The organism is Zunongwangia atlantica 22II14-10F7, from assembly GCF_002094855.1.
GTDB lineage: Bacteria > Bacteroidota > Bacteroidia > Flavobacteriales > Flavobacteriaceae > Zunongwangia > Zunongwangia atlantica.
This window is the reverse complement of record NZ_ARYN01000010.1, coordinates 85,397-97,748: the sequence shown is the minus strand read 5'-3', so window position 1 is coordinate 97,748 and position 12,352 is coordinate 85,397. Positions and strand designations below refer to the sequence as shown.

Sequence of the window (12,352 nt, the reverse complement as noted above, 5' to 3'; positions counted from 1 at the left end):
TTTTAAATCTTTCAATTATGGAATTATTGTATGTAGGTCTTGCAGCTTTAGGTGCCGGTTTAGCAGTTATCGGTGCGGCTATGGGAGTTGGTAAAATTGGTGGATCTGCCATGGATGCTATCGCTCGCCAGCCAGAAGCTTCTGGAAAAATCCAGACAGCTATGATTATCGCTGCAGCTCTTGTAGAAGGTGTTGCTCTTTTTGGAGTAGTAGCAGCTTTACTTGGAGTTCTTAAATAATTGAATTCTTATTAATCCATTCGTAACGGTTGGTTACGAATGGATTTACTTTAAATTAAAAAAGCATTATGGAATTAATCACTCCTGAAATTGGTCTTATTTTTTGGCAAACTATAGTTTTCCTTGTACTTATTTTGTTATTAGCGAAATTTGCTTGGAAACCTATTCTTGGCGCTGTAAAGCAAAGAGAAGATTCTATCAATGAAGCTCTAACTTCAGCTGAAACTGCTAGAAAGGAATTACAAAATCTTAAGGCAGATAACGAGAAGTTAATGAAAGAAGCACGTGCTGAAAGGGATGCCATTCTTAAAGAAGCTCGTGAATTAAAAGAAAAAGTTTTGGCAAGCGCTACAGAAGAAGCACAAACCAAGGCAGATAAAATTGTAGCACAAGCTAAAGAAAGTATAGAGCAAGAGAAAAAAGCTGCTATGGCAGATATCAAATCTCAGGTTGCAAGCCTATCTTTAGAGATTGCTGAAAAAGTAGTTCGTAAAGAATTATCAAGTAAAGAAAAGCAGCACCAGTTAATCGACGAGATGCTTGGTAATGCTACTTTAAACTAAAACTTTGTGATGAAAGGAACCAGAGCAGCACAACGTTACGCAAAAGCCATCCTTAATTTAGCTAATGAGAAAAAAGTAGCTAAAGAAGTAAAGGATGATATGCTGAGTATTTCTAAGACGATCGCAGCTAGCGCAGACTTAAGAACTACCTTGGCAAGCCCGGTAATTAAACCTGCACTTAAAAATAAGGCTTTAAAAGCTATTTTTAAAGATGTAAATGGCTTAACTACTGGTGTTTTTAATTTGCTTGTAGAGAATAACCGTATCGATATTCTAGATATTGTTGCAAAACAATACTTGATATTATTCGATGGTTCAATACAAGTTCAAAATGCTGTTGTAACAACTGTAGTTCCTTTAACTAAGGAGCTTGAAGTTAAAATTCAGGCTAAAATAAAAGAGCTTACCGGTAGGGAAGCAACAATCAAGAATAAGATCGATGAAAGTATTCTTGGTGGATTTGTTTTAAGAGTTGGTGATTTGCAATACGATGCAAGTGTAGCCAATAACTTAAACAAATTGAGAACAGAATTTAAAACAGGCAACGCATACGTTTCTAAAATTTAATAAAAACCGCCCGTAGTTAACGAGGCATTTTATCTTAAATAATTATGGCAGAAGTAAATCCTGCTGAAGTATCAGCAATATTAAAGCAACAACTTTCTGGATTCGAGGCAAAGGCTTCTTTAGACGAGGTTGGTACCGTACTTACAGTTGGTGACGGTATTGCGAACGTTTATGGACTTTCTAATGCTCAATACGGAGAATTAGTACAATTTGAAAGTGGTCTAGAAGGAATGGTACTTAACCTTGAAGAAGATAATGTTGGGGTAGTACTTTTAGGACCTTCAAAAGAAGTTAAAGAAGGTTCTACCGTAAAAAGAACACAAAGAATTGCTTCTATCAAAGTTGGTGAAGGTATTGTTGGTAGAGTAGTAAACACTTTAGGAGAACCTATTGATGGTAAAGGTCCTATCGAAGGTGAAACTTTTGAAATGCCTTTAGAGCGTAAGGCACCTGGTGTTGTTTTCCGTGAGCCTGTAACAGAGCCTATGCAAACTGGTATTAAGTCTATCGATGCAATGGTACCTGTAGGAAGAGGGCAGCGTGAGCTTGTAATTGGTGACCGTCAAACAGGTAAAACTACTGTTTGTATCGATACCATTCTTAACCAGAAAGAATTTTATGATGCCGGTAAACCGGTGTATTGTATATATGTTGCTGTAGGGCAAAAAGCTTCTACAGTTGCTGGTATTGCTAAAGTTTTAGAAGATAAAGGAGCTTTAGCTTATACTACTATTGTAGCTGCAAATGCATCAGATCCTGCTCCTATGCAGGTATATGCTCCATTTGCTGGTGCTGCAATTGGTGAATATTTTAGAGATACAGGGCGTCCTGCTTTAATCGTTTATGATGATCTTTCTAAGCAGGCAGTTGCTTATCGTGAGGTTTCTCTTTTATTACGTCGTCCACCAGGACGTGAGGCGTATCCAGGAGACGTTTTCTTCCTTCACTCAAGATTATTAGAGCGTGCTGCTAAAGTTATCAATGATGATGATATCGCGAAGAACATGAACGATCTTCCAGATTCATTAAAAGATAAAGTAAAAGGAGGCGGTTCTTTAACGGCTCTTCCAATTATCGAAACTCAGGCTGGTGACGTTTCTGCATATATCCCAACAAACGTAATTTCGATTACAGATGGGCAGATTTTCTTAACGTCAGATTTATTTAACTCTGGTGTGCGTCCTGCAATTAACGTTGGTATCTCGGTATCTCGAGTAGGTGGTTCAGCTCAGATTAAATCTATGAAGAAGGTAGCAGGTACACTTAAGCTAGACCAGGCTCAGTTCCGTGAACTAGAAGCTTTTGCTAAATTCGGTTCAGATCTGGATGCTGCTACGATGAGTGTAATTGAAAAAGGTAAGCGTAACGTAGAGATCCTTAAGCAGGGACAAAACGATCCCTATCCAGTAGAAGATCAAATCGCTATTATTTTTGCTGGTTCTAAGAACTTACTAAGAGAAGTTCCCGTAGAAAAAGTAAGAGAGTTTGAAAGAGATTACATCGAATTCCTTAACACAAAGCATAGAGATGTAATGGATACTCTTAAAGCTGGTAAACTTACAGACGAAGTAACAGATACTTTGGCTGCAGTAGCAAAAGAGATTTCAGAGAAATATAAAGCATAAAAGTTTATAAGTGATGAGTGTGAATTTAAAATTTACACTCATCATTTAATATAGTATTTCGGCTAGTCCAATAGTAACAATATGGCAAACTTAAAAGAATTACGTAGCAGGATTACCTCGGTTTCTTCAACAATGCAAATTACCAGTGCCATGAAAATGGTATCTGCAGCAAAGTTGAGTAAAGCTCAGGATGCTATCGAATCTATGAGACCTTATTCTCAAAAGCTTTCGCAACTATTACAAGATCTTAGTGGAGCATTAGATGATGATAGTATCAGCAAGTATGCAGAGCAAAGAGAAGTGAATAAAGTACTTGTAGTTGCTATTTCTTCTAATAGAGGTTTGGCAGGTGCTTTTAACGCAAATATCATTAAAGGTGTTAAAAATGCTGTAGCAAATGAGTATGCAGATAAAGATGTTCATTTATACAGCATTGGTAAGAAAGCTAATGATATTCTGAAAAAAAGCTTTACAGTATATAAGGCAAATACGCATATTTTTGATGATCTTTCTTTTGAACATGTTTCTGTTATTGCTGAAGATTTAATGGAGCAGTTTTTAGAAGGGAATTACGATAAGATCGTATTGGTATACAACCACTTTAAAAATGCTGCTACACAAGCTGTTTTAACTGAACAATTTTTGCCAATTCCAAAATTCGAAACTGAAGAAGAAAAGCAACTTGATTATATTTTTGAGCCTTCTAAGCTGGAAATCGTGAAAGAATTAATTCCAAAGTCGCTTAAAATGCAACTATACAAGGCACTTAGAGATTCTTTCGCTTCAGAACATGGTGCACGTATGACGGCAATGCATAAAGCAACAGAGAATGCTACAGAGCTTAGAGACTCGCTTAAATTGTCTTACAACAAAGCAAGACAGGCTTCGATTACTAACGAAATTCTTGAAATTGTTGGGGGTGCTGAAGCACTTAATAACTAATAATCTCATTTTAGATATTATAAAAGCTCGGTTTTTACCGGGCTTTTTCATTTTAAAATACTTTCTAATAATTACCAATATTAGCTATTTCTGAAGCCTATTTTTATTTGGCACTTATTTTGTTTTCTTTATAGAAACAACCAAATCAATCAGGTTATGAAACATACTTATTTTATCCTTAGCATATTTTTCTTCTCTCTTTTTACCAATTGTGGAACTAATAAAAACCTGCAGGAAGAAGCTCCTGCACAATTTGAACAGGCTTTCTATACTACTACTGAGGGTGAAATGACATTTTATCTTCCGGTGACGGCGATTCAGAAAAACCGTGTAGAATTAAAGAATATCTACTTTAAAGGTTTAAAATCCCCAATTGTTCACAACCAGGATGGGCAAAATCGCTACACTGCGAGCTTCGGAATTCGCCAGTCAGATTATGTGATGAGTTCAGACCCTAGAGAAGAATACGGCAATAAAATGCCACAAAAACCAGAGAAAAGTCCGGTGAGTATCGAAAAAGATCAGGCTTTGCTGGAATACCAGGAGAACGGCGAGACTAAATATTACATAATTAGCGATATCGAAGAACGTAAATAGCTGGTTTTTTCTTAATTATTAGGATATTTGCAGGAAACCCTAAGCCTGTTGAGTACTTTAAAGCGATTTTTTCAGGATACAATTATTTATGGTATTGCTACTGTGGTGCCACGGTTACTAAATTTTGTTTTAGTACCCTTGCATACCGATGTGCTGGGTACAAAAGATTATTCAATAAATACAACATTTTACGTTTGGGCTGCTTTTTTTAATGTACTGCTTACTTATGGAATGGAGACCTCATTTTTTAGGTTTTTTAGCAGGGCAGAGGATAAAAAAAGTGTTTTTTCTACTGCATTTATCGCGTTAACAACTACAACCTTGCTCTTTTTTGGAGTAGGAATGGTTTTTCAGGATTCATTTATAAGATTGGTAGATTTAGATCCTTTCTTTTTCAACATCCTTTTTTCGGTTCTAATTTTAGATACTTTGGTCGTTGTTCCTTTTGCCTACTTAAGAGCTACCAATAGGCCAATTAGATTTGCATCGATCAAGCTGTTAAACATCTTTATTGTTTTTGCGATTAATATCTATTTTTTATGGATCGTACCTAAATTTCCTGCTTTTGCGCCGCAATACATTTTAGATCATTTTACACAAAAAGATATTTTAGGCTATATATTTCTTGCTAATCTGGCAGCAAGCGGAGTAACTTTTTTACTCTTACTGCCTTACTTTTTTAAGACTAAAATTCAGTTTAGTTTTTCACTTTTCAAGCAAATGTGGAAGTACGGCTGGCCAATTATGCTGGCAGGAATATCATTTATTATCAATGAAAATCTGGATAAGCTGCTACTAAAAGATATTCTTTCCGAAGAAATTATGGGGGCTTATTCTGGTTGCTATAAATTAGCCGTTTTTATGATGATTTTTATTCAGGCATTTAGAATGGGGGCTGAACCTTTCTTTTTTAATCATGCAAAAGAAAAAAATGCCAAACTCACTTATGCTAAGATCCTGGATTATTTTGTGATTTGTGGAAGCCTTATTTTACTTGTTTTGGTAAGTTTTATAGACATTTTTAAGCAATACTTAATTAGAAACGAGGATTACTGGATGGCGATGTCTATTGTTCCAGTAATTTTACTGGCTAACCTATTTTTGGGGATCTATCACAACCTTTCTATTTGGTACAAGCTAACCGATAAAACCAGAATGGGGATGTATATTTCCCTTTTTGGAGCTTTAGTCACCATTGTTTTAAATATTACACTTATTGGTAAATTTGGATTTATGGTGGCCGCCTGGGCAACATTGGCCGCTTATGGTAGTATGATGCTTATCTCTTATTTCTTCGGAAGAAAATACTACCACGTACCTTATAACGTTAAGAAAATAGGATTTTATTTATTGATTTCGGTGGCACTTTCGGCCGTAAGTTTTATATACTTCAGGCAAAATTATATAGTTGCCGCATTATTTGTTCTCATATTTGTGGGAATTACGTATTTTAAAGAACAAGAAGACATAAAGAAAATATTAAAACGATCATGACGATTAAAATCATAAACAAAAGTTCACACGATTTACCAAATTATGCTACAGAAGCTTCCGCAGGAATGGATCTTAGGGCTGAATTGGCAGAGCCAATTACTCTAAAACCACTAGAAAGAGCAATCGTAAAAACAGGATTGTTTATAGAACTTCCGGTAGGTTACGAAGCACAGGTGCGCCCAAGAAGTGGTTTGGCAGCAAAAAAAGGAATTACCGTTTTAAATGCTCCTGGAACAATCGATGCCGATTATCGTGGTGAGATTGGTGTAATTTTAGTGAATTTATCGAACGAAGATTTTACGATCGAAAATGGAGAACGTGTTGCGCAACTTGTGATCGCTAAGCACGAGCATATTAATTGGGAAGAAGTTGAAGTACTTACAGATAGCGTACGCGGAGCTGGCGGGTTTGGTAGTACAGGAACAAAGTAATTTCAGGTTTTTCTAAAAATATATTCTACAATCAAACAAACAAAAAGATGAAGATTATTGTACCCATGGCGGGAAGAGGTTCACGTCTTAGGCCACATACACTAACAACACCAAAACCTTTAATACCAATTGCAGGGAAGCCTATTGTACATCGACTTGTACAGGATATTGCAAAAGTTTTGGATGAAAAAATTACCGAAGTTGCTTTTGTAATTAGTGAAGATTTTGGAGAAAAAGTAGAAACCGATCTTAAAAATATCGCTGAAAGTCTGGGGGCTAAAGGGAGTATTTACTACCAGGATAAGCCATTAGGGACCGGTCACGCAATTATGTGTGCTAAAGATTCTTTAGAAGGTCCTGCCGTGATCGCCTATGCCGATACTTTGTTTAAAGCCGATTTTACTTTAGATAAAGATGCAGATAGTGTAATATGGGTAAAACAGGTAGAAAACCCGTCGGCTTATGGTGTGGTAAAGCTTAACGAGAATAGAGAAATTACCGAGCTTGTTGAAAAACCGGCAGAATTTGTTTCAGATCTTGCCGTGATTGGAATTTACTATTTTAAAAATGTTGCGATACTAAAAGATGAACTTCAAAAGGTTTTGGATAATAATATAGTTCATGGTGGCGAATATCAGATCAATGACGGAATTAAAGCCATGCAGGCAAGCGGACTCAAATTTGTGCCAGGAAAAGTAGACGAATGGATGGACTGCGGAAACAAAAATGTAACCGTAGAAACTAACGGCCGTATGCTAAAATTTTTACACCAGGACGGCGAAAAGCTAATTTCTGATAATGTAAAAATAAAAGATTCTGAAATTACCGAACCTTGCTTTATTGGTGAAAACGTAGAATTGATCAATGCTAAAATTGGCCCTAATGTTTCTATTGGAGCTGGTACAAAAATTGAAAATGCTATGATAAAAAATAGCCTTATTCAAACTTTTGCTGAAGTAAAAAATGCAAAACTGAATAATGCGATGATTGGGAATTTTGCTAAATTCAATGGTGAATTTACAGAAATTAGTATTGGTGATTATTCGGTATTGGAATAGTTATTGAACCCCAAACCCCAAAAACTTTGCTGAAACAAAACTTAATATTGGCCTTTTTTGGATACCTTTTTTTGGTACCGGGAAAGGCCTTTGCTATAATTCAGCAACCCGAAGATGAGAATAACGCCACTGTAAATAGCGATCTTGGTGAAGTAAATGACGATTTTCAGGAGTATTTTTTTGAAGCTTTAAAGCAACGTGGTATAGAAAACTACAGTAAATCTAACGAAGTACTGCGAAAATGTCTATCCATAGACGATTCTAAAGCCGTTGTTTACTACGAAATGGCTAAAAACTTTTATTCTCTGGAAGAATTTGAAAAAGCTCAGCCAAATTTTCAAAAAGCTCTCGATCTTAAACCAAAGGACGAGAATATTCTTAGGGATTATTACGAGAACCAAATTGCTTCGGTAGATTATTCAAGTGCCATAAAAATCCTTCGGGAATTAATAAAACTGGATAAAAAATATCGCGAAGACCTGGCAGATCTTTACATTTTAAGTGATCAATACGATAGTGCTTTATTATTAATCGATAGTTTAGATAACCAATTTGGGAAAAATGAATATCGTACACAGTTAAGACGCCAGATTTATGCAAGAACTAACAATACAGGAGCACAAATTGCCAGTTTAGAAAGTGCAATTGCAGATAACCCAGAGGAAGAACAAAATTATCTTAATCTTATTTATGTTTATAGTGACGAGGGAAAAGAAGAAGAAGCCTTTAAAACAGCACAGGATCTTTTAAAATCTAATCCCGGATCTAGTTTGGCGCACCTGGCATTATATAAGTTTTATTTGAATAAAAATAAGGTTGAAGAAGCCATGCAGTCTATGCAAATCGTTTTTAAAAGTGAAGAGATCGATGCGGCCTCAAAATATAAAGTTTTAAACGATTTTTTATTGTATGTAAATCAAAACCCAGAGCGCGAGGCCGAGCTTATGGAAGTAAGCCAAATGCTTTCTAATCTGGAAAATGAACCATCTTTATATCGAAAATTGGGAGAATATTATCTAAAATCAGATAATAAAGCAGATGCGTTACGTTATTTTGAAATGGGTTTAAAAGAAGATCCAACCAATTTCGAGATGATTAAGAATACACTTATTCTTAGAATCGATATGGAACGTTTTGAAAGCGCCAGAGCATTAGCTGCTGAAGCAAAGGATATTTTCCCGGCACAGCCTATTTTTTACCTTTTAAACGGAGTAGCCTTAAATAAACTTAAAAATTATTCTGAAGCGGTCGAAATTCTTACTTTTGGCTTAGAATTTTTGATAGAAAATCCACGAATGGAAGCCAATTTTTATCAGCAAATTGCTGTATCGTATGCAGGGATGGAGGATAAAGAACGAGCGAATGAGTATAATGCAAAAGCCATTAAAATTTTAAAAGAAGCCACTAAATGATCAAAAGAATAATAGCGGTTGTTTTACTAACCCTAAGTATAGCCGCCTGCGGAACCAAAAAAGCAGCGACTGGTTTCGAAGAGAGTAATGCGAAAGCAGCAGGTGTGATTAAAAATCACTACGATAATGCTACGCAATTTAATACGTTATCAGGAAAATTAAGAGCAACCTATCAGAATGCCGATAGAACCCAATCTGTAAATCTTAGCTTTAGAATGGAAAAAGATAAAGCTATTTGGATGAGTGCTAGTATTCTGGGGTTTCCTATGGCCAAAGTCTATATCACTCCGCAAAAAGTAAGCTATTACGAAAAAGTGGGAAAAACCTATTTTGATGGAGATTTTAGTTTGATAAGTGAATGGTTAGGAACACCTTTAGATTTTGAAAAACTTCAGAATTTATTATTGGGGCAGGCGATTTACGATCTTAGAACAGATGCATATACATTAAGTGAGTCTCCTAGAGGTTTTCAATTACTTCCGAAGAAAACTTCAGACGTAAAAAAAATGTTTATGCTGGATGCTGAAACTTATAAAGCTAAAGCACAGCAACTGGCGCAGGATTCCAAAAACAGAAGCGTTACGGTAACCTATGATGAATATCAAAATGTTTCTGGAAGGCTTTTCCCTGAAACGATTACCATAATTGCCAACGAGGCTGGCGAAAGCACCAATATCACATTGCAGTATCGTTCTTTAGAATTTGATGGTGATGTAAGTTTTCCTTTTAGTATTCCTTCTGGTTACGACGAAATTTCTGTAGAATGAAATCAGGCTTTTTAAAATACTTTTTTGTGATCGCTACTTTTTTAGTGGTGACTAATTCATTTTCTCAAAACACTCGTGAAGCTTTAGAGAAAAAACGAATTGAACTCCGCAATGAAATTCGGCGTATTTCAGAATTAAGAAGCAGCAACAAAAAGAAAGAAAAGTCGATTTTAAATGAAGTTCAGGATTTAAATCAGCAAATAAAAAGTACCGAGAATTTAATAAAAGTAACTAATCAGCAGGCTAATCTTCTTACCAGGGAGATGAACGAGAATGAGGCAAAAATTGCTAAGTTCAGAAAAGAATTAGAAGAATTAAAAGACGATTATGCAAAGACGATTAAAAAATCTTATCGTAGCAAATCGCAACAAAGCCGCATAATGTTCTTACTTTCTTCAGAGAGCTTTTTACAGGCCTATAAACGGCTTCAATATTTAAAACAATATACAGACTACCGCAAAGAGCAGGGTGAGCAAATAAAGACGCGCACAATAGATTTACAGCGTTTAAATAAACGGCTTGCTAATCAAAAGGAAGAAAAAGATAAATTAATTGCTGAAAACAGGGCAACCAGAGCCAGACTTGAAGAAAATAAAAAGTCGCAACAGGAATTAATGAAAACGATAACTGCTAAAGAAGGACAGTTTGCTTCACAAATTAAAAAAGCACAGCAGGAAATCGATGAAATTGAGCGTAAAATTGATGCAATGATTAAAGCATCTATCGCAGAAGCCAATAAAAAATCGGGTTCAACAAAACGTGACGCTTTTGAGCTTACTCCTGAAGCTAAAGCCTTAGCCAAAGATTTTGCCAGTAACAAAGGGAAACTGCCTTGGCCTGTTTCATCTGGGACTATAAGCATGAAATTTGGTAAGCAACCCCACCCTGTAGTTAGAAATATTCCGATTAATAACAGCGGAATTAATATTGATACTGATAAAGGAGGAAAAGCAAAAGCTGTTTTTGAGGGAACAGTTAGTGAAGTTCAGATCTTAAAAGGAGCAAATAAAGCGGTAATGCTAAGACATGGGGATTATATCACGATTTATGATAATCTGGAAGATGTGTACGTACGTAAGGGTGATTATGTAAGTACAGGGCAGGATCTGGGCGTGATCGCCACGAGTAAGAGTTCTGGAAAAACCACAATTCATTTTCTTATTTTTCAAAACACCAAAAAGTATAATCCAGAAAGTTGGATCTTAAGTCGCTAGTTTATAGCTTGTAACGCAACCTTTTTTGTATTTTGCATCTTTAGGATGTAAATCATCAATATGAAAAAAATATACGTTGCGGTTATTGCTGTACTTTCCCTGTCGTTTTCATCTTGTTATAATGATGATGTTTTGATTACCGAAAATAAAAGAATGGCCGTTTATGCCACGCTTTTGGATTCTAATAATCTTGCTTTGCAGGATATTCCCGTAAATGTAACCACTAATTTTTCAGATAGTTATAATATTTTGGGAGCTTCCAGCAGTAAAGCTTTGGGTAAAGTAGATTTTATTTCGTTGATATCTTATAATAGGGGGATTGTGGTTAATTTTAATCCTTCATCTTCAGAAAATCATAATTCAAATTTCACATCCCTAAGTTATGTAGATCCAAGAGAAATTATGGATAGAGCTGAAAAGCTTGATCTAGAACTTGTTCAACTGGGGGCTATTCAGGATGTGAATATTAGCATAGATAGATTGCCCGAAACCGATAGTGTAGAATTTCAAATACAGTATTACAATACCAGGCAGTTTATAAGTTTAGATGAAGAAAACAATCCTATAGGAAAGTATCAAAATACATCAAATACTTACGAAAGATTGGATGAAGAAATGACTTCTTTTCAAAATTCATATCGCTTGCCGGTTGGATCGCCAATTAAGATTTTTTATACGGTAAACGATGAAGCTGAAAAAGACACAACAATTACTGTAAATTCAGCAAACAGCATTATTGATTTAGAATTTTAAATTGAAAATTATATCCCGATTTTATCGATTTTCAGCATAAATTTTTCAGATGAAGAAATTATTACTTTTAGTCTTTATATTGAGTATTTCTGTAGGAAATTCACAAACTGAAATTCAGCCAAATCCACATAAAAACTGGTATGAGCCTGAAGATTCAGAAACTGTATTTTTTGGCTTATCTTTCTATTTTCCCAATGGTATTGGGGACTCAAGTTTAGGAAATGATTATTCGTTTGATGCGGGAATTCAGTTTGAAGTAAATGTTTTTATCACTCCGCAATTTGTTGCCGGAGTTTATGGAAAATGGCATGAAGGCGAAGTGACCAATATTGAAAAAATTGGAAATATAAGTGATAGCAATTTTAGCGAGTATGGGCTTAGTCTAGGTTATTATCAGGCAATTAATCGACAATTTAATTACATGATCACTGCGGGTATAGGTGCTGTTACTTTAAATAATACGGTACCTTTTTCTCCAGATTCTTTTCGAGAGAATGGTACCAGTTATAAAGTTAAAGGAGAATTAGGCTATCGCTTTAATCAAACTATAGCTATTTTCGCTAAAGTCTCTCCATATTATTTAAATCTTGATATCGAGAATGATGCTTATGATTCATATTTAAATAAGCATTTTCTAATAGACCTTGGTTTTGGATTACGCGTACATTTACACAATCCAAACGGATAAGC

14 protein-coding genes are annotated in these 12,352 nt (G+C 35.4%); all 14 read left to right on the top strand.

All coding sequences use genetic code 11. The features are described 5' to 3' along the window. Positions 1–17: 17 nt before the first annotated feature. Positions 18–239 (top strand): ATP synthase F0 subunit C, encoded by a 222-nt coding sequence (gene atpE, locus IIF7_RS12095; RefSeq protein WP_084841957.1) that lies wholly within the window; start codon positions 18–20, stop codon positions 237–239. A gap of 68 nt (positions 240–307) precedes the next feature. Then, the gene (locus IIF7_RS12090) at positions 308–802 is read left to right on the top strand and encodes a F0F1 ATP synthase subunit B (protein WP_084841956.1); all 495 of its coding nucleotides are present in this window, start codon (positions 308–310) and stop codon (positions 800–802) included. A 9-nt stretch (positions 803–811) separates the two neighbouring features. Beyond that, positions 812–1,369, top strand: a complete 558-nt coding sequence (gene atpH, locus IIF7_RS12085) for an ATP synthase F1 subunit delta (protein WP_084841955.1) — start codon at positions 812–814, stop codon at positions 1,367–1,369. Positions 1,370–1,413: 44 nt separating this feature from the next. Next, positions 1,414–2,994 (top strand): F0F1 ATP synthase subunit alpha, encoded by a 1,581-nt coding sequence (atpA, locus tag IIF7_RS12080; protein WP_084841954.1) that lies wholly within the window; start codon positions 1,414–1,416, stop codon positions 2,992–2,994. Between the two features lie 81 nt (positions 2,995–3,075). Beyond that, positions 3,076–3,936: an ATP synthase F1 subunit gamma gene (gene atpG / locus IIF7_RS12075; RefSeq protein ID WP_084841953.1), complete on the top strand. Its 861-nt coding sequence runs from the start codon at positions 3,076–3,078 to the stop codon at positions 3,934–3,936. Between the two features lie 156 nt (positions 3,937–4,092). Beyond that, a complete protein-coding gene (locus IIF7_RS12070; protein ID WP_084841952.1) occupies positions 4,093–4,533 on the top strand; it encodes a hypothetical protein in 441 nt (146 codons plus the stop codon). A gap of 27 nt (positions 4,534–4,560) precedes the next feature. Then, positions 4,561–6,027, top strand: a complete 1,467-nt coding sequence (locus IIF7_RS12065; RefSeq protein WP_084841951.1) for an oligosaccharide flippase family protein — start codon at positions 4,561–4,563, stop codon at positions 6,025–6,027. Beyond that, positions 6,024–6,458 carry a dUTP diphosphatase gene (gene dut / locus IIF7_RS12060; protein ID WP_084841950.1) on the top strand — a complete coding sequence of 145 codons (435 nt, stop codon included), beginning with the start codon at positions 6,024–6,026 and terminating at the stop codon, positions 6,456–6,458. The genes IIF7_RS12065 and dut overlap by 4 nt, the downstream gene beginning before the upstream one ends. Before the next feature lie 47 nt (positions 6,459–6,505). After that, positions 6,506–7,516, top strand: coding sequence for a sugar phosphate nucleotidyltransferase (locus IIF7_RS12055; protein ID WP_084841949.1), 1,011 nt, complete (start codon positions 6,506–6,508; stop codon positions 7,514–7,516). A gap of 26 nt (positions 7,517–7,542) precedes the next feature. Beyond that, positions 7,543–8,928: a tetratricopeptide repeat protein gene (locus IIF7_RS12050; RefSeq protein ID WP_245801624.1), complete on the top strand. Its 1,386-nt coding sequence runs from the start codon at positions 7,543–7,545 to the stop codon at positions 8,926–8,928. Further along, positions 8,925–9,695, top strand: a complete 771-nt coding sequence (locus IIF7_RS12045; protein ID WP_084841948.1) for a DUF4292 domain-containing protein — start codon at positions 8,925–8,927, stop codon at positions 9,693–9,695. The genes IIF7_RS12050 and IIF7_RS12045 overlap by 4 nt, the downstream gene beginning before the upstream one ends. Continuing rightward, positions 9,692–10,909, top strand: coding sequence for a murein hydrolase activator EnvC family protein (locus IIF7_RS12040; RefSeq protein ID WP_084841947.1), 1,218 nt, complete (start codon positions 9,692–9,694; stop codon positions 10,907–10,909). The genes IIF7_RS12045 and IIF7_RS12040 overlap by 4 nt, the downstream gene beginning before the upstream one ends. A 60-nt stretch (positions 10,910–10,969) precedes the next feature. Further along, positions 10,970–11,662, top strand: coding sequence for a hypothetical protein (locus IIF7_RS12035; RefSeq protein WP_084841946.1), 693 nt, complete (start codon positions 10,970–10,972; stop codon positions 11,660–11,662). Between the two features lie 49 nt (positions 11,663–11,711). Further along, positions 11,712–12,350, top strand: a complete 639-nt coding sequence (locus tag IIF7_RS12030; RefSeq protein ID WP_084841945.1) for a hypothetical protein — start codon at positions 11,712–11,714, stop codon at positions 12,348–12,350. Positions 12,351–12,352 lie beyond the last annotated feature (2 nt).